Source organism: Bacillus sp. D48C, from assembly GCF_053345735.1.
Genome location: NZ_JBKFAQ010000011.1, coordinates 81008 through 100101, shown reverse-complemented (window position 1 = coordinate 100101; position 19094 = coordinate 81008). Strand labels below are relative to the sequence as shown.

The window sequence follows — 19094 nt, the reverse complement described above, 5'->3', positions numbered from 1 at the left end:
TATTCAAAAGATGCCCTTACTTAAATGATGCCCATTTCTTTTCCTACTTTTTCATACTTACGAATTGCTTCATCTAACATTTCTTTCGTATGAGCTGCTGTAGGCATATTACGAACACGACCTTTTCCTTTTGCTACAGTTGGGAACACAATAGATTTTGCGTATACACCTTCTTCATTTAGACGCTTACTAAATTCTTGTGTTAACACTTCGTCCCCAATAATACAAGGTGTAATTGGCGTTTCACTTTCCCCAATGTTAAAGCCAAGTTCTTTTAATCCTTGTTTTAAGTAGCGGCCATTTTCCCATAAACGATCATGTAACTCTGTGCTTTCCATTAAGATTTCAATTGATCTCATGCAAGCTGCTGCATCAGCTGGTGTTAATGCTGTAGAGAATAAGAATGGACGTGAACGAACTTTTAACCAGTCAATTAAGTTTTGTTTCCCTGCTACATATCCACCAATTACCCCAATTGCTTTTGATAATGTACCAATTTGGAAATCAACTTTATCAGATAGACCGAAGTGCTTTACAGTTCCTGCACCTTTTCCAAGTACACCTGAACCGTGTGCATCGTCTACATATGTCATTAAATCTAATTCTTCTGCAATCTCAACAATTTCTGGTAGTTTTGCAACATCTCCATCCATTGAGAAGACACCGTCTGTAATTACCATTAATTTATTGTAAAGACCCGATTCTTTCGCCGCGATTGCTTTTTGGCGTAAATCTTCCATATCAGAATGTTTATAAACAATAATTTTTGCCTTTGATAGACGACTACCATCAATAATAGAAGCATGGTTTAATTCGTCTGAAAGAATTGCATCATTTTTATCCATAACAGCTGAAATCGCTGCCATATTACAGTTAAATCCTGATTGGTAAGCAATTGCCGCTTCTGTATGTTTAAACTTTGCAATTGTCTCTTCTAATTTAATATGCAAATCTAAAGTACCGTTAATTGTACGAACAGCTCCCGCCCCAACACCGTACTTATGAATTGCACCAATTGCTGCTTCTTGCAAACGGCTATCTGTTGCTAATCCAAGATAGTTGTTTGAAGATAAGTTAATATATTCTTTTCCGCCAATTGTAATGATTGGTCCATTTGAACTCTCAAGCGGATCAATTACGTTATAAAGCCCCTTTGATTTTAAATCCTCTAAATTTTCTTCTAAAAATTTTGCAAGTGTTTTACTAGACATCGTGAAGCCTCCCATCGTTCATGTAAGCGGATTATTGTCTTAATAGTTCTAATAATCCCTCTACTAGCTTAACACGTTTTCAGAATTTATTATAGAAAAATAGTTTAAAGTAACCGCTTACAATTTTAGATTATATATGATTCATTATAATAAATCTATCATTTACTTTTCATATTTGATAGAATTAAAAAAATATTTTGGGAGGTTTCAAACATGGCATTTACAGAATCTGATGTATACAATAACACAGCATTTTTCGAACAATATATGAAACGAAGATACCGAGAAAATAGCCCAAATGAATCCATTGAAAAACCAGTATTCTTTCAGCTCATTGGTCATGTGCAAGGAAAACAAATTCTCGATTTAGGCTGTGGTGACGCTAAGTTTGGTGCGGAATTATTAGAAAAGGGATGCTACTCTTACACTGGCATTGAAGGCTCCGAACTTATGTATGAAAAAGCTAAAAATCAACTAGAAAATAAAAATGGATCTGTTCATTTTTTAAACCTCAAAGATTATACCTATCCCTCTTCCACTTTTGATTTAGTAACATCTAGACTCGCCTTACATTATATTGAACATCTTGATACCATTTTTCAAAATGTGTTTCAAACTTTAAAAACAAATGGCACCTTTACCTTTAGCGTTCAACATCCCGTTATTACTTCTTCATTTGAAAGCTTACAAACAAGTGGTAAAAGAACGAGTTGGCTCGTCGATGATTATTTTAAACTAGGCAAACGGGTTGAACCATGGATTGACCAAGAAGTTATTAAATATCATCGTACAACGGAAGAGTATTTCACATTATTACAGCAAGCTGGATTTACCATTACATCATTAAAAGAAGCTACACCAAATCCAATCTATTTTCAAAATGAAGAAGAGTATAAACGTCGCTTACGAATTCCTCTCTTCCTCTTATTTTCTTGTACCAAATAAAAAAAAAACGATGAATCACTCATCGTTTTTTTATCTTATCGCCTGAGCAACTTCTTTAACTACACGTCTTCCTCTTCCATGCGGGATACAAAGCGGTGTTCCAAACAACGGATCCGTACTAATTTGACACTCCATTCGGAATACATCACGTACTAGTTTCTCATCTACCACTTCTTCAGGTTTACCTTGTGCATATATTTGTTTATCTTGAATTGCTACAATGTTATCTGCATAGCGGCATGCTAAATTTAGATCATGTAATACCATAACAATTGTTCTTTGTTCTGTTTCATTTAATTCGAATAATAAATCCAGCACTTCAATTTGGTGAGTCATATCTAAGTATGTAGTGGGCTCATCCAGTAAAATGATATCTGTATCTTGTGCAAGTGTCATTGCGATCCAAGCACGTTGACGTTGCCCACCTGAAAGAGCATGCACATCACGCTCAGCAAATTCTGTCATACCTGTCGCTGCAAGTGCTTTCTGTACCATTTCCTCGTCTTTTTCTGACCATTGCTTCAGCCATGTTTGGTATGGATAACGCCCTTGCTTTACAAGTTGTAATACTGTAAGTCCTTCTGGTGCTTGTGGTCCTTGCGGTAAAATTGCCATTTGACGAGCGATTTGCTTCGTTTGCATACTTTGAATGGCTTGATTATCTAACAAAATATCACCAGTTGTTGGTTTTAATAATCTAGCTAGTGAACGTAATAAAGTTGATTTCCCGCAACCGTTAGAGCCGATAAAGATTGTAATTTCGCCTTTTGGAATTTCTAAATTCAACTCATCAATAATACTTGTTTCACCATAAGACAACGTCAAGCGTTTCGTCTCCAATGCTTTTTGCATATTCATCTCCCTTTATGAATTCCGACTTTTATAAAGTAAATAAATAAAATAAGGTGCACCAATTGCTGATGTAAATACCCCTGCTGGAATTTCAAGTGGCGTGAAAATTGTACGCCCTATTAAATCTGCAGCAAGTACTAGAATTGCACCGACAATAGCTGCAACTGGGAGTAATGCACCGTATAAAGAACCAACCAATCTTCGTGAAATATGAGGTGCCATTAAACCGACAAATCCAATCCCTCCGGCAAAAGCTACCGCACCACCAATTAAAGCTGTACTAAGTAATAGCATAAATACACGCGACTTCGTTAAAGGAACCCCAAGTCCTACCGCTATATCATCCCCTAGCTCTTGTGCATTTAAATGCCTAGCTGCGATAAATGATATTACTGTTAAAATGAGAACCCAAGGCGCAAGTACCATAACATTTTGCCAAGAAGAGCCATAAACGGTACCCGTAATCCATACATTTGCTTGGCTCGCTTGATAAATTGGTGCTAGCAACATAAATAATGTTGTCGCAGCCTTCGTTAATGCCCAGAATCCAACACCAATTAAAACGAGGCTAATTGGTGATAATCCATCATTTTGCCATGCAAATAAGTATACAAAAACCGCTACAATCGTTGCTCCTGCAAAAGCTGCGAGCGGCATATAATGAATACTTACCGTTAGTGCATTATTTTTATCACTAAATAGCGCTAAAAATAATACAACTGCAACACTTGCCCCGCCCGTAATCCCGATGATATCAGGAGAAGCAAGTGGATTTCGAACAAGCCCTTGTAAAATACAGCCCGCTACCGCGAGCGCAATTCCTACGAGGATAGCAATTAAAATACGCGGCATACGAAACTTATTTACAACCATGTTTGACATCGCATCGCCATTTCCGGTAATTGCTTGCCATACGTCATAAGGAGCAATTTTCATGTCTCCCATACCTGCGCTCGCAAAGAATAATCCTATTAAAACAAGTAGTAAACTTAACAAGACGAGACAAGCTCGTTTATACATTAAAAACGAGAGCTCGCCTTTTCCTATACGAAACGGAATATATTTCTTCATTTGCTAAGCCCTCTCTTACGTGCAATATAAATAAAGAACGGTGCTCCAATAAATGCTGTCATAACTCCTACTGGTACTTCTTGTGGCATAATGACATATCTTGCTGCTATATCAGCCAATATTAGTAGTATTGCACCTAACAATCCGCTATAAGGCACTCTCCATCTGTGGTCAACTCCAACAAGAAATCTAGCAAAATGCGGAGTAATAATCCCAATAAATCCAATTGGGCCAGCAACCGCAACTGAACCACCAGACAACAGTACAATAATAAGTAACACGAATGATTTCATTAAAATTGTTCGTTGTCCAAGTCCTTTCGCGACGTCTTCTCCCATCATCAATGTATTTACTTTTCCTGCCATAATAAGAGATGCAATCCATCCTATTAATAAATATGGGAATACAGATTGTAAAATTTCTAACTTTCGCCCTTGCACAGATCCAGCAAGCCAAAATAATACCTCTTCAAGTGCTTTTTCATTTAACACAAGTAATCCTTGTGTTAATGATGAAAATAACGCACTAATTGCGACCCCTGCTAACGTTAACTTAAGAGGAGTAGTCCCTTCTTTTCCTAAAGAACTAGAAGCAAATACAAGCACAGCTGCAACCGCCGCTCCTAAAAAGGCGATCCATGTGAAAGCTGATAATGATGTTACTGAAAAGATTACAATTGCTACAACTATGAAGAACGCAGCACCTGAATTTAATCCAATAAAATCTGGAGAAGCAAGTGGATTCTTAGTTAAAGTTTGCATAAGACAACCAGCAATGGCTAAACTAGCACCAACACTAGCTGCAATTAACGCCCTAGGCAGACGTACATTTTGAATAATAATATGTTCATTGGAACCGTTAAAATGGAAAAAAGCATCCAATGCTAGTTTCCAACTCGTATTTGTATATCCGAAAATAATACTTCCCCAAATACAAATAACGACTGCAATGATTCCAACAAATAATCCAATCCCTTTTGCTCGATTTGTTTTTAATAACATGCAGCGTTTCCCCTTCAATGTATAATGATACGTTGTTAGTGTATTTCAACTTAATTCTTATTGTCAACGGAAATGAGAATTATTTTCACCCATATATATTGACAATTAAAAGATAAAGGCTTAATATCATGCTTGCTATTGAAAAATATTCTCAACATGTAGGGGGTACATAATGAATTTCATGCGGAAGAAATCGTTTACAGTATTTGTATTTTTACTAGCATTTTCAATGCTTTTAAGCGCTTGTGGAAAATCAAGTAACAAAGAAGAATCTACAAAAGAAGATAATAAAAAAGAAGTGGTTACTGTAGAACATGCAATGGGTAAAACAGAAGTTCCTGCTAATCCAAAACGTGTAGTTATCTTAACAAATGAAGGAACTGAAGCTTTACTTGAATTAGGTGTGAAACCAGTTGGTGCTGTAAAGTCTTGGACTGGTGACCCATGGTATCCACATATTAAGGATAAAATGAAAGATGTAAAAGTTGTTGGTGATGAAGGACAAGTTAACGTTGAAACAATTGCTTCTTTAAAACCAGACTTAATTATCGGTAACAAAATGCGTCACGAAAAAGTGTACGAACAACTAAAAGCAATTGCACCTACTGTGTTCTCAGAAACATTACGTGGTGAATGGAAAGATAACTTCAAATTTTATGCAAAAGCATTAAATAAAGAAAAAGAAGGTCAAAAAGTTGTAGCTGATTACGAATCACGTATGAAAGATTTAAAAGGCAAACTTGGCGATAAAGTAAATCAAGAAATCTCTATGGTTCGTTTCATGCCTGGTGATGTTCGTATTTATCATGGTGATACATTCTCTGGTGTTATTTTAAAAGAACTTGGATTTAAACGTCCTGGAGATCAAAACAAAGATGATTTTGCAGAGCGTAACGTATCTAAAGAGCGTATTTCTGCAATGGATGGTGACGTATTATTCTACTTCACATTCGATAAAGCAAATGAGAAAAAAGGATCTGAATTAGAAAAAGAATATATTAATGATCCGCTATTTAAAAATTTAAATGCAGTAAAAAATGGTAAAGCATACAAAGTTGATGACGTTATTTGGAATACAGCTGGTGGCGTAATGGCCGCTAACCTACTATTAGATGACATCGAAAAACGCTTTGTTAAATAATATTTCCTTAACCAGCTCCCTTCTATGGAGCTGGTTATTTTTCAATTCACTTAAATGTCACATTATTTCGTTTTGTATTTTTATTCCCAATATGTTATATTGAGAAAGTAAATAGAATATATTTTCTTTATATCAGAATAAATATTTTAATCTAAATTTTCTGATTAATCACTATTTTATTTTCTTTTAGAATTCAATTATTACATTTGAAAACGCTTATCATCTTGTTTTCAGGGCAAAATACAGTAACGGTCGAAGAAAAATAGAACTTTTTCAGAAATTTTCTTTCTATTTCCATATAATTCTATTGACTTCTAAATATTTTGTAAATTAAAATGATTACATAAATATCCGTTATACAGGATTAGGGGGAAACAAACATGGATGCAGCTTTAAAATTAGACAAAGCTGGAGAGCAACAATCACCAAAAAAACATCCACCAGGGTTATACTTGTTGTTCTTTACAGAGGCATGGGAAAGATTTAGTTATTACGGAATGCGTGGCTTATTAGTTCTTTATTTAACAACGAGCTTAGTAAGCGGCGGTTTAGGATTTGATAAAGCAGTTGCAGTTCAAATTTACGGTATTTTCACAATGCTTGTATATTTCACACCTATTATTGGTGGTTGGTTAACTGACCATTTCATTACGAAGCGACATGCCATTACTATTGGTGGTATCATCATGGCAATTGGTAACTTCGTACTATTTTCAATGAATACGAAAACTGGACTATTTTTAGGATTAGGATTATTAGTTATCGGTAACGGATTCTTCAAACCGAATATTTCGACTTTATTAGGTCAATTATATAGTGACAACGATTCTCGTCGTGATAGTGCCTTCACTATCTTCTACATGGGGATTAACTTAGGAGCTCTTATCGCTCCATTCATTTGCGGTTACTTCGCAGATTATAGATACGGTTTCTTAACAGCTTGTATCGGTATGATTATTGGACAAATTGCATTTAACTTATTAGCACCTCGTTACTTAGGATCAGCTGGAACAACAGTTGTGGGTAAAAAATCTAAAGAACAAAATGCAAAAGCTGTTGAGAAAAAACCTTTAACACCACAAGAGAAAAAACGTACTGTTGCAATTTTAATTTTAACTTGTTTCGTTGTATTCTTCTGGGCAGGATTTGAACAAGCTGGTAGCTCTTTAACACTTTACACAGATAAGTTCGTAGATCGTACAATTGGTGGATTTACAATTCCAACACCTTGGTTCCAATCTGTAAACCCACTATTCATTATCTTACTAGCATTACCTGTTTCTGCGTTATGGATTAAGCTTTCAAAAACAAAAAATGGTGATTTGAAAATCCCAACAAAAATGGCATTAGGTATGATTTTACTAGGGATTGGATATTTAGTTCTAACTTTAGCTGTTTTAAAAACTGGTAGCGATGAAGGTAACATTACAATGAAAGCAAACTTACTATTCATTGTATTCACTTACATGTTCCACACAATCGGTGAGTTATTCTTATCACCAATCGGATTATCTATGGTAAGTGCAATCGCTCCTGTTAAACTAGCATCATTATTAATGGGTGTATGGTTAGCTGGTACTGGCTTCGCAAACTTATTAGCAGGACAATTAGCCGCTTTCACTCAATCTTTAGGATATTTAGAAGTATTCGCAAGCATCGGTATTATCGTAATTGTACTGGGATTAGTACTTCTTATGTTCTCTAAGAAAATTGCACATATGATGGAATAACAAAAAGACGCTTCTAAAATTAGAAGCGTCTTTTTTATTATTTCTCCTCTAAAGCTGTCACGTCCACATGAACGCTCTCACCAGGATTAGATACATCATACACTTGAGCACTCCCCTTCTGCTCATCACAGCTCTCAATCCATACTGGTACGCCCTCATATGTAACGTCAATTCTACTTGAAGAAGATAAGATTTGTTTCACACGTTTCACATCCATACTACTATCCCTCCTTTTGCTTACTACACTCCTTTCTATTTTTTCTTTTCCTTTTAGAATATATTCGGTAAGGCAGCATATTGATTAATAGTCATTTCTACCTCACATGCTAATATTTACTCTCTCGCTACCTTTCTGACAAATAAAAAAAGACGTATATTCTACACGTCTTTTTCCATAATATTCAAATTTTAAGAAAATAATGTTTTTACTACCGCACTTACTTTATCATTATGGATTTGATAATACACTTCTAATCCTCGTCTTTCAAAGCGCACTACTTTATTTTGCTTTAACTTCGTTAAATGTTGTGAAACCGTTGATTGCGGAATTTCTAATACTTCCTGTAGTTGTGTTACATTACATGTTCCTCTTTGCATAAGTTCCATTACTAGACGTAGACGAAGTGGGTGAGCTAACGCTCTTAACATTTGTACATCTTCTTCTGAAATACGACATTCAAATTGATTTTGGTTCATAAAGTTCCCCTCATTTTCGTTTTTATTTGCGTTTTTATGTTCTTTTTATTTATTTATATATCTGTTCTTATATTTCCTGTTACGACATAACTTTATCAACCTATAAAGCCGAAAATTTTTTCCATCTTCATCAGCAAAAATTCAGGAAAAAATCCTTGCTGATTTTGAATATTATACTATATGATATAACGAAAAAGCAAAATAATGGCCTACGAATACTTTGCTTACAAACGTTGTTTTATCAGGCTTTTTGTTATATTTTCACCTCATTGAAATGCACAGTAACGGTATTGTAAAATATCGTCTATAATTGATAACCTATCGTAATGTAGTTGAACTATACTTAACCTCTTTGTTACGCTAAAAGGAATTTTTAGTAAAAAGAGATGATATGGTATTAAAAATTTGTTTCTTATTTTTTATTCGTATTGCAAGCGGTTGAATTGTTGTGAAAAACTTCCTATTAAATCCACTCACCGTTCCTCTCTCACTAAATCAAACAGGACAGATAAGTGCATATATCAAACTTTAATCAGTAGGGTTTTTGTTCATCCCCACTGATTATCAGCCCTCACCAACCGGGCGTTTACTGGCAGCCCGATCCCCACCTAACTTCTTTGCTTCCGCTGAATTTTGAGGTGTGGGTCTTACTGCCCGTTAATGCGGGATAAGAGACGGCATCTAATATACACCTATAGGGAACATGCCATCTGAATAAGCAAAATAATATGCAAATAATTTATACAGCACACTTAAATTCATTTGAGTGTGTTTTTTGTCTACTTTATGAACAAAGCTTTTCTTTTAACACTATTATGGAATAATTATACTTTTTTACGTTGACAATAGTGTTGAAGGAGAATATACTAAGCATGTAAGTTGATTGTGAATAGTTTCACAAATAATGTGAATTTCTTCACATATAATAGATAGGAGTTGTCATTATTATGAGTACTTGGACACAAATTTATGATCCATTAAACAATATTTGGTTATCTGCACTAATCGCAGCACTTCCAATTTTCTGCTTCATCATTTGTTTAATGGGACTGAAAATGAAAAGTTATATCGCTGGTCTTTACAGTGTGATTGTCGCTATTATTCTTGCAATATTTGTTTATAAAATGCCAGCAACAGTAACTGTAGCATCTGCTGGATTCGGTGTTTTATCTGGATTTTATCCAATTTGTACTATCGTTATCGCCGCAATTTTCCTTTACAAATTAACTGTTAAAACAGAGCAGTTCAATATTATTCGCGATAGTATTTCAAGCATTACAAATGATCAACGTTTACAAGTATTATTAATTGCTTATTCTTTCGGTGCTTTCTTAGAAGGCGCAGCTGGTCTAGGGGTTCCAGTTGCTATTACAGCTGCACTACTTGTGGGTATGGGCTTTAATCCATTAAAAGCAGCAGGTATTTGTTTAGTAGCTAATATTGCTGGTGGTGCTATGGGTGCTATGGGTATTCCAGTTACAGTACCGGCACAATTAACTGAACTTGACGCATTAACTATTGGTCGTCAAACTGTTCTTATTTTACCTTTCATTAGTATTATCTTACCTTTCTTACTTGTTTCAATGGTCGATGGAGTTAAAGGTATTAAAGAAACTTGGCAAGGTATTCTTGTAAGTGGTGTTTCTTTCGCTATTACTCAATTCGCTGTAACTTACTTCTTAGGTGCAGAACTTACTAATATTTTCGCAGCCGTTGTAAGTATGATTGCTCTTGCATTATTCTTACGTGTTTGGCAACCAAAATCTTCTACTAAAGAAGAAAAACAAGAAACTAAAGTATCACATACATTCAATCAAATTTTATATGCTTGGTCTCCATTCGTATTCTTAACTGCATTTGTAACAATCTTTAATTTAAAACCAATTAAAGCTTTATTTGCTCCAGATGGTGCGTTAGCAAACTTAGTATTTAACATTCAGTTCCCTGGTCTTCATAATGCTGTTATGAAAACTACACCAATTACAAAAGCTGATACACCTTTCGCAGCTGTTTTCAAATTTGATGTATTTTCTTCTACAACTACTGCGATTGTACTAGCAATTATCGTTTCACTTATCGTTTACCGCGTAAAAGGTAAAATGGTTAAAGAATTAATGATTGAAACAATGAAAGAATTAAAAGCTCCAGTATATACAATTTGTAGCGTTATCGCTTTAGCTTACGTAGAGAACTACTCTGGTATGTCATCTACACTTGGACTTGCATTCTCATCTACTGGTAATGCATTCCCAATTCTTTCTCCAATCTTAGGATGGATTGGCGTATTCATTACAGGTTCAGTAGTTTCAAGTGGTTCTTTATTCGCACCACTGCAAGCAGTAACAGCAGACCAATTAAACATCGTTCCTTCTACACTCGTTGCCTTAAACGTGGTAGGTGGTACAATGGCAAAAATGGTTTCACCACAATCTGTAGCAGTTGCTTGTGCCGCAGTTGGACTAGTTGGTAAAGAATCTGCTCTATTTAAAACAGCAATGAAATACAGTTTAATCTTCTTAGCTGTTATTAGCTTACTTCAATTAAACGCTGTGTTTAATATCTTTTAAAAATAAAACACCGATCCAAATGGATCGGTGTTTTTCACATTATATTTTTTTATTTTTTAATAAAGAAGCTCCAGCAATTTCAGGATGAGTCATTTCGAATGGATCTAAAATAATATCCAATTCCTCTTCTGTCAGTACACCATGTTCTAAACATAACTCCCTAACAGATTTTCCTATTTCAATTGCTTCACGTGCAATACGAGATGCTGCTTCATAACCAATATGAGGATTAACTGCTGTAATAATTCCAACACTTTTCTCAACATATTGCTTCAGCAATTCTTCATTTGCTGTAATTCCTTCAATACAATATTCACGGAATACACGGAATCCATTATTCATAATGCTTATAGATTGAATTAAATTAAATACAAGCACAGGCTCCATTACGTTTAACTCTAATTGTCCTGCTTCTGATGCTAAGCAAATTGTATGATCGTTTCCGATTACTTGGAATGCGACTTGGTTAATTACTTCTGCCATAACTGGATTTACTTTTCCTGGCATAATGGATGAACCTGGCTGACGTGCTGGCAATTGAATTTCAGCTAACCCAACACGTGGACCAGACGCCATAATACGAAGATCGTTTGCAATTTTAGACATGTTCATCATACATACTTTAAGCGCTGCAGATACTTCTGTGTATGCATCTGTATTTTGCGTTGCATCAACTAAATGCTCTGCACCAACAAGTGGGAATCCACTAAACGTTCTTAAATGTTTTACCACTTGTTCAATATACGTAGGATTTGCATTTAATCCTGTACCAACAGCTGTCGCCCCCATATTCACTTCATATAAATGTTGACGAGACTGTTTAATTCTTTTTATATCACGCTCAAGCACTCGGCTATACGCTTCAAATTCTTGTCCAAGGCGAATTGGAACTGCATCTTGTAAATGTGTGCGTCCCATTTTAATAACGTGATCAAACTCTTTTGCTTTTTTACGAAAAGCAGAATGAAGTTCTTCCATTGTAATAAGAAGCTCTTCTAACATCATAAGAGTTGCAATATGAATCCCTGTTGGAAACGCATCGTTCGTTGATTGGGCCATGTTCACATGAGTGTTTGGGCTAATTTTCGCATATTCCCCTTTTTCATATCCCATACGCTCTAACGCTCTATTCGCAATTACTTCATTTGTATTCATATTAATAGAAGTTCCGGCTCCGCCTTGAATAGGATCCACGATAAATTGATCATGAAACTTTCCATCAACAATTTCTTGCGCTGCTTCTGCAATTTCATGTCCAATGTCTTTAGCTAAGTAACCAGTATCTATATTCGCAAGTGCCGCTGCTTTTTTCACAATTGCCATTGCTGTAATGAGTGATGGATGAATGCGGTATCCTGTAATTGGGAAGTTTTCTACGGCACGTAATGTTTGTACACCATAATAAGCTGCACTTGGTACTTCTTTTTCACCTAAAAAATCTTTTTCTATACGTATATCCTTCGTTGCTATCATTTTTATCACCTATACTTTTTCATTCTAAATCCTTATCCAAAAAATCCGCCCTCTAAAAACACGAGTATCATTCAGAAGAATTTTTCAGTATCCACCTTCACTATATAGCACCTTTTTTGAAAGCGCAAACATTTATTTTTCTGTATATCCTTTTTATTAAAGTTTATAGAAAATCATTCTTCTACTTTCCTTATTTCCACTCGTTTAATTTGATGCATATCCTTTTCAAGGACTTTAAAATAAAAACCGTGTTTCTCAATAACATCTCCTTCAGCAACGATTTGTTTTTGTACCATAATCCAGCCACCAATTGTATCTACATCATCAGCAATTAAATGTATGCCAAGCAAATCATTTACTTCACTAATAAGCACTTTTCCCTCTACGATTTTATATCCTTCACTTACATGCTCTATAGGTGGATTCTCATCTTCATCGTATTCATCTCGAATTTCTCCAACAATTTCTTCTAAAATATCTTCTAGTGTAACAATCCCTGCTGTACCACCATATTCATCATATAATACAGCTAATGGAATGTGTTTTCTTTGCATTTGTAACAGTAAATCATGAATTGGAATATTTTCTAGCACTTCAATAACTGGCCTTGTATATGGCATAATTGAGCACTCCTCGTCCCGATTACCATCCATATAACGAATAAATAAATCTTTTACATTTACCATCCCAATAATTTCATCTTTATCTTCACCAAATACAGGATATCTCGTGTACTTTTCTTGTGCGATGACTTTAATATGTGTTTCAAATGGTTCGTCCTCATATAAGCCTACAACTTCCGTACGAGGTACCATAATTTCTTTTGCTACTCTATTATCAAATTCAAAAATATTATTTACATATTTAAATTCCCTTTGGTTAATCTCTCCGCTCTCATAGCTCTCAGATAAGATTAACCTTAATTCTTCTTCTGAATGAGCTACTTCATGTTCAGAAGCTGGATGTAATCCGAATAAACCAGTTACAACCCTCGCTGAACCATTTAAAGCCCAAATAAACGGGTACATAACTCGGTAAAAATAAATAAGTGGTTTCGATAACAATAAGCTAACTTGTTCTGCTTTTTGTATAGCAAATGTCTTTGGAGCAAGTTCCCCAATGACAACATGTAAAAATGTAATTACTGCAAAGGCAATAATAAATGAAACTGTACTGGAAATTGCAGGTGAGAATTGTAATTTTAAAAACAACGGCTCGAGTAAATGTTTAATAGTTGGTTCCCCTAACCACCCGAGCCCTAAAGCAGTAATTGTAATACCTAGCTGACAGGCCGATAAATACTCGTCTAAATTTGAAGTTACCTTTTTAGCTGCCAGTGCACCTCGTCTTTTTTCACTAACGAGTTGATCAATACGACTGCTACGTACCTTAATAATTGCAAATTCAACAGCCACAAAAAATGCTGTTAACCCAATAAGAATGACTACCATCAATAATTTTAAAATATCCACATATGCTCTTTAGCTCTCTTAGCTAAAGTTACACCTCCTTTTAAAAAGAAGTTTCACTTTAGTTTCTTCAATTATTGGAAAGCAACTCTATATAAAATCCACCAATTTTCAAACCTCATACAATTCTAAAGGTAAACCATCAGGGTCTTGGAAAAAGACGAATTTCTTCCCCGTTATTTCATCAATACGGATTGGTTCTGTCTTAACACCACATTGGTTTAAATGCTTCACAGCTTCTTCTATATTTGTAACAGCAAATGCTAAATGTCTAAGACCGGCTGCTTCTGGAAAACTTTTGCGCTCAGGCGGATTTGGAAATGAAAATAATTCGATTTGATACTCTTCTCCTACACATAAATCTAATTTATAAGAATCTCGTTCCTTTCTATATACTTCATTTATCTCTTCAAACCCTAATATTCTAGTATAAAAATTCTTTGACCTCTCATAATTCGAACAAATAATTGCAACGTGATGCACTCTACATATATTCATACTCTCTCTATTCCTTTCTTTACCAAAGATGCATATTCTCCCTTGAAATGAAAAACATATATAGCAGAATATCTCTTTTAGGGGGCTTATCATGAAATTCATTACTTTTTTCGTCGGACTAATTGTTGTTTTCTTACTCGCTTATATTGCTAGCAACAATAAGAAACATATTAAGTTTAAACCAATTTTCATCATGCTTATTATACAGTTAATTTTAACCTACCTATTATTAAATACAGAAATCGGTCTCATACTTATTCGTGTCATTTCCAGTCTGTTTACAAAGCTACTCGAGTATGCTGCTGATGGAATAAATTTCGTATTTGGTGGTATTGCAAATAAAGGTGAAATGCCATTTTTCCTTACTGTATTATTACCAATCGTCTTTATTTCTGTTTTAATTGGTATATTACAACATTTCAAAATACTACCATTTTTTATTCATTGGATCGGGTACTTTCTTAGTAAAATAAATGGTCTTGGGAAATTAGAATCTTACAATGCTATTGCCTCTGCCATTGTCGGTCAATCAGAAGTTTTTATTACAGTGAAAAAGCAATTAGCTCAAATTCCAAAACACCGTCTTTATACACTTTGTGCCTCTGCTATGTCAACCGTATCTATGTCTATCGTAGGTGCCTATATGACAATGATTGAACCTAAATATGTAGTAACTGCACTCGTTCTCAATTTATTTAGCGGTTTTATTATCGTACTCATCATTAACCCTTACGACGTTAAAGATGACGAAGATATTTTAGAAATCAAAGGTGAAAAACAAAGCTTTTTTGAAATGCTTGGAGAATACATTCTTGATGGTTTTCGTGTAGCCATTGTTGTCGGCGCTATGCTCATCGGATTTGTCGCATTAATTAGTTGTATTAATGACCTGTTCCTCATTATATTCGGTATTACGTTCCAACAATTAATCGGCTATGTATTTGCACCTATCGCATTCCTTATCGGTGTACCAAGTTCTGAAATTGTCGCAGCTGGCAGCATTATGGCAACGAAGCTTGTAACGAATGAATTTGTCGCAATGATGGACCTTAGTAAAATTTCTAATAGCCTTTCTCCCCGTACAGTTGGGATTATTTCTGTTTTCCTTGTGTCTTTTGCCAATTTTTCTTCCATTGGTATTATTTCAGGTGCGGTAAAAGGACTAAACGAAGAACAAGGAAACGTTGTTGCGAGGTTTGGCCTTAAATTACTATATGGAGCTACTCTCGTTAGCATTTTATCCGCAATTATCGTAAGCATTATGTTGTAATTAGGTAAAATTTTATCATTTTCTTATCCCTATCTTTTGTATACAATAACGAATAGATGTCTTATAAAGTGAAACTTTACTCAGAGGGGCTATCCCCCTCTGAGTATTAGCCTTCACCAATCGGGCTTTTACGGGCAGTTAACTCCCACCTAACTTCCTTGCGTTCGCTGGACTTTGAGGTGGGAGTTTTACTGCCCGTTAATGCGGGATAAATAATCAAGACATCTATTTTTTATACATGTACAATCGCTTTTATTTAGCGTAAAATATTTTTTATGTGTTTGAATACACTTCTAAATGTATATACTTCGATAGTTTTAAAGGAGAAAAAATGATGAAATCCGACCCGAACAACAATACGCGAGCCAGAAAAGGACGCTCAAAGAAAAAACGCCTACTTTGGTTCCTTCTTATTCCATTACTAATTGTAGCACTTGGAGCAGGAGGCTACTCCTTCCATATATACAGTAAAGCAAAGTCTGTCTTAAATAATGCTTATGCTGAACTAGGTCGAGGAGATAAGTCCAGTAAACGTGAAAAAGCTGTTAAACCTATGACCGACAACATTTCTGTACTAATTATGGGTGTTGATGAAAGTGATATTAGGGAAAAAGGTTATGGAAAAGCAACTCGAACAGATGCGTTATTACTTGCAACAATTAATAAAAACGATAAATCCGTTAAACTTGTAAGCATTCCACGTGACTCACGCGTCTACATTAAATCACGTGATAAATACGATAAAATCACACATGCGCACGTATTCGGTGGTGTAGACAGCACAATTGATACGGTAGAGAACTTTTTAGATGTTCCAGTTGACTACTATGTAAAATTCAACTTTAAATCATTTATTAAAATTGTTGATTCCCTTGGTGGTATTACTGTAGACGTTCCAGTTGAGTTCACAGAGCAAAATAGTAAAGATGAAGCAGATGCAATTCATCTAAAAAAAGGACGTCAACATTTAAATGGAGAAGAGGCACTGGCACTGGCTAGAACTCGTCATATCGATAGTGATTATATGCGTGGTCAACGCCAACAGCTTGTATTAGAGGCCATTGCTGAAAAGGCACTATCTCTTAATTCCATTAATAAAATCGGAGGCCTACTAGACGCTGTCGATAAAGACTTAAAAACCAATTTAACTTTTGATGATATGATGACAATTACAAAAAATTCAATGGATTCAAATTTAAAGATGGAAAAAATGCAAGTAGAAGGTACAGATAAATATATAGGCGGTATTTATTATTACGTTCCAAATGAAAAAAGCGTCAATAATATTTCGACAAAACTACAAGAACATCTCGGTGTTACGAATAAAAATGAGCATAAAAAATTATAATAAAAAGGCTGCTAGATTTCTCTAGACAGCCTTTTTATTATATTTTTCAACATATTTTTCATACACATTGTGACAAGAAGTGACAATTATTACAGCGGTGTAACATTTTTTATGAAAACATTACACACACAGTGAAAATAATAGTATACTAGTACGTACATAATGTTATTTTCATCATTTTTATACAAAAAATGTAATACATATATTTATACATAAATTTCTGGGGGGAAATAAATGAAGCTAAGTAAAATACTGATCGGTTCTGCAATTGCTGGGGGCATATTACTTTGTGTAGGCGGTGTTGGGGGATATCAATATGTCTCCAAATTAAATAATCAATTAGATACTACTGCATTACCGAATACTACATTTGAAGGTATTTCTCTCGATGGAAAAAATAAGAAAGATATTCAAGCAATTATTAATCAAAAGGTAACTGAATTAGATCAAAAATCCCTTACCTACATATTCCAAAACGATAAACAAACTTACACATGGAAAGATTTAGGGATAAATTATAAAGAGAAAGATATTATTGACAAAATCTTTAAAGAACAAGAAGGAAACGTAATGAATCGTTACAAAATGCGTAAGCAAGCTGAAAACGGTGAATTAAAACGTGACTATAAATTAACACCACAATTAAATGCAACAGCTTATGAAACCTTTATAAAAGATAAATATAATGAAACATTAAAAAATCCTATTAATGCAGAATTCAGTATTGAAGGCTCAACAGTAAATGTTAGTCAAAGCCAAAACGGAGAAAAAATTGATAAAGGGAAACTAAACGGTTTAACAAACGAAGCTATTACTACCGGTAAATCAGATGTTACATTGCCAGTCACATTCATAACACCAGAACGCTCTACAGAAGACATACAAAAAATGGGGATTAAAGAAGTCATCGCTGAATATTCTACTCCAATGGCCGGCCGTAACGGAAATCAATCATTTAACGTAAATAAGTCAGCCAATACTTTAAGTGGGGTTATTGTCGCACCTGATGAAACGTTTAGTTTTAACGGCCGCGTTGGCGTAACTGATGCTGCACATGGTTACAAATCTGCAGCAGTATATTCACAAGGTAAAGTAATACAAAGTGCAGGCGGAGGAGTTTGCCAAGTCAGTAGTACATTATACAGCGCAGCTTTAAGGGCAGATTTAGGCATTGTTTCTCGAAGCAATCATTCTATGCCGGTAAATTATTTACCACTTGGGCAAGATGCAGCAGTAGCAGATTATGGTCCAGATTTAAAATTTAAAAATAATACGGGCAATCATATTTATATTCAAGCATTTTCAAATGGAGGTAGTATTACTACACGCATTTTCGGTACAAATACTGGTAAAAATGTTGAAGTTTCTTCTCAAGTAATTAGTAGGACTAGTGATAAAATCACAGCGGTTACGTATAAAAAAGTAACACAAAACGGGGAAGTAATATCAAATGGACAAATTTCAAAAAGCGTATATAAAAGCGCTCCAAAAGAATAGCTAATATCCACCGAATAGCATAAAGAAAAAGGCGTGATTATATCACGCCTTTTTCTTTTGCAGTAATAGTAAAAAAGTTTCAAGATGGTCTTTCGTTTCTTCTAAAGACCACATACGATTGCCTTGCTTCGCAGCTAATACACACGCCTCTTCCCACGCGTTCTTTTTCTTCATATTTATTAATTCATCACGTAATTTCAAAACAATTTCTTCGTCTTCTTGTTCAATAAACTCTTCCATCACGCTTACTATTTCATCCTCATGAATACTTAACGTACAGTACGATTTAAGAAAGTATTGTAATGTCGTATACATAATGTACTCC

Annotated in this window: 17 protein-coding genes; 7 read left to right on the top strand and 10 right to left on the bottom strand. The window is 34.9% G+C overall.

The window, feature by feature from the left end:
- Nucleotides 1-20: 20 nt before the first annotated feature.
- On the bottom strand, nucleotides 21-1211 hold the full coding sequence (locus ACLBXA_RS22815; protein WP_000095903.1) for a glycine C-acetyltransferase: 1191 nt from the start codon (nucleotides 1209-1211) through the stop codon (nucleotides 21-23).
- A 213-nt stretch (nucleotides 1212-1424) separates the two neighbouring features.
- On the opposite strand from ACLBXA_RS22815, the gene ACLBXA_RS22810 reads away from it, so the two are divergent.
- Nucleotides 1425-2156 (top strand): class I SAM-dependent DNA methyltransferase, encoded by a 732-nt coding sequence (locus ACLBXA_RS22810; RefSeq protein ID WP_000885973.1) that lies wholly within the window; start codon nucleotides 1425-1427, stop codon nucleotides 2154-2156.
- A gap of 30 nt (nucleotides 2157-2186) precedes the next feature.
- Here ACLBXA_RS22810 and ACLBXA_RS22805 read toward each other — a convergent pair whose 3' ends face one another.
- Genes ACLBXA_RS22805 through ACLBXA_RS22795 form a run of 3 tightly spaced genes read right to left on the bottom strand, consistent with a single transcriptional unit; the run spans nucleotide 2187 to nucleotide 5080 of the window.
- On the bottom strand, nucleotides 2187-3008 hold the full coding sequence (locus tag ACLBXA_RS22805) for an ABC transporter ATP-binding protein (protein WP_001167972.1): 822 nt from the start codon (nucleotides 3006-3008) through the stop codon (nucleotides 2187-2189).
- Between the two features lie 12 nt (nucleotides 3009-3020).
- Nucleotides 3021-4079 carry a FecCD family ABC transporter permease gene (locus ACLBXA_RS22800; RefSeq protein ID WP_000760052.1) on the bottom strand — a complete coding sequence of 353 codons (1059 nt, stop codon included), beginning with the start codon at nucleotides 4077-4079 and terminating at the stop codon, nucleotides 3021-3023.
- Nucleotides 4076-5080, bottom strand: coding sequence for a FecCD family ABC transporter permease (locus ACLBXA_RS22795; RefSeq protein ID WP_000925213.1), 1005 nt, complete (start codon nucleotides 5078-5080; stop codon nucleotides 4076-4078). The genes ACLBXA_RS22800 and ACLBXA_RS22795 overlap by 4 nt, the downstream gene beginning before the upstream one ends.
- A 172-nt stretch (nucleotides 5081-5252) precedes the next feature.
- On the opposite strand from ACLBXA_RS22795, the gene ACLBXA_RS22790 reads away from it, so the two are divergent.
- Nucleotides 5253-6221, top strand: a complete 969-nt coding sequence (locus ACLBXA_RS22790; protein ID WP_151524419.1) for an ABC transporter substrate-binding protein — start codon at nucleotides 5253-5255, stop codon at nucleotides 6219-6221.
- A 380-nt stretch (nucleotides 6222-6601) separates the two neighbouring features.
- Nucleotides 6602-7951 (top strand): peptide MFS transporter, encoded by a 1350-nt coding sequence (locus ACLBXA_RS22785; RefSeq protein WP_000338303.1) that lies wholly within the window; start codon nucleotides 6602-6604, stop codon nucleotides 7949-7951.
- Between the two features lie 37 nt (nucleotides 7952-7988).
- On the opposite strand, the gene ACLBXA_RS22780 is transcribed toward ACLBXA_RS22785, so the two are convergent.
- Entirely contained in the window at nucleotides 7989-8168 is a 180-nt protein-coding gene (locus ACLBXA_RS22780; RefSeq protein ID WP_000382679.1) for an acid-soluble spore protein H, read from the bottom strand.
- A gap of 191 nt (nucleotides 8169-8359) precedes the next feature.
- Complete coding sequence (locus tag ACLBXA_RS22775) at nucleotides 8360-8647, bottom strand: ArsR/SmtB family transcription factor (protein ID WP_001075219.1); 288 nt, start codon at nucleotides 8645-8647, stop codon at nucleotides 8360-8362.
- Between the two features lie 947 nt (nucleotides 8648-9594).
- Between ACLBXA_RS22775 and ACLBXA_RS22770 the strand changes: the two genes are divergently transcribed.
- Nucleotides 9595-11214, top strand: a complete 1620-nt coding sequence (locus tag ACLBXA_RS22770) for an L-lactate permease (protein WP_447617539.1) — start codon at nucleotides 9595-9597, stop codon at nucleotides 11212-11214.
- A 39-nt stretch (nucleotides 11215-11253) separates the two neighbouring features.
- On the opposite strand, the gene aspA is transcribed toward ACLBXA_RS22770, so the two are convergent.
- From aspA to gloA2, 3 genes are all read right to left on the bottom strand, one after another.
- Nucleotides 11254-12687, bottom strand: coding sequence for an aspartate ammonia-lyase (gene aspA, locus ACLBXA_RS22765; RefSeq protein ID WP_447617537.1), 1434 nt, complete (start codon nucleotides 12685-12687; stop codon nucleotides 11254-11256).
- Nucleotides 12688-12860: 173 nt separating this feature from the next.
- Nucleotides 12861-14159, bottom strand: coding sequence for a hemolysin family protein (locus tag ACLBXA_RS22760; RefSeq protein WP_000353320.1), 1299 nt, complete (start codon nucleotides 14157-14159; stop codon nucleotides 12861-12863).
- Nucleotides 14160-14267: 108 nt separating this feature from the next.
- Nucleotides 14268-14654, bottom strand: a complete 387-nt coding sequence (gloA2, locus tag ACLBXA_RS22755; RefSeq protein ID WP_098505644.1) for an SMU1112c/YaeR family gloxylase I-like metalloprotein — start codon at nucleotides 14652-14654, stop codon at nucleotides 14268-14270.
- A gap of 91 nt (nucleotides 14655-14745) precedes the next feature.
- Here gloA2 and ACLBXA_RS22750 point away from each other — a divergent pair, with 91 nt between their 5' ends.
- From ACLBXA_RS22750 to ACLBXA_RS22740, 3 genes are all read left to right on the top strand, one after another.
- Complete coding sequence (locus ACLBXA_RS22750) at nucleotides 14746-15924, top strand: NupC/NupG family nucleoside CNT transporter (protein WP_000668872.1); 1179 nt, start codon at nucleotides 14746-14748, stop codon at nucleotides 15922-15924.
- 331 nt (nucleotides 15925-16255) lie between these two features.
- Nucleotides 16256-17272, top strand: a complete 1017-nt coding sequence (locus ACLBXA_RS22745; RefSeq protein ID WP_002083775.1) for an LCP family protein — start codon at nucleotides 16256-16258, stop codon at nucleotides 17270-17272.
- A gap of 234 nt (nucleotides 17273-17506) precedes the next feature.
- Nucleotides 17507-18769 carry a VanW family protein gene (locus ACLBXA_RS22740; protein ID WP_447617533.1) on the top strand — a complete coding sequence of 421 codons (1263 nt, stop codon included), beginning with the start codon at nucleotides 17507-17509 and terminating at the stop codon, nucleotides 18767-18769.
- 42 nt (nucleotides 18770-18811) lie between these two features.
- Here ACLBXA_RS22740 and ACLBXA_RS22735 read toward each other — a convergent pair whose 3' ends face one another.
- Nucleotides 18812-19084 carry a hypothetical protein gene (locus ACLBXA_RS22735; protein ID WP_000288803.1) on the bottom strand — a complete coding sequence of 91 codons (273 nt, stop codon included), beginning with the start codon at nucleotides 19082-19084 and terminating at the stop codon, nucleotides 18812-18814.
- Nucleotides 19085-19094: the final 10 nt, after the last annotated feature.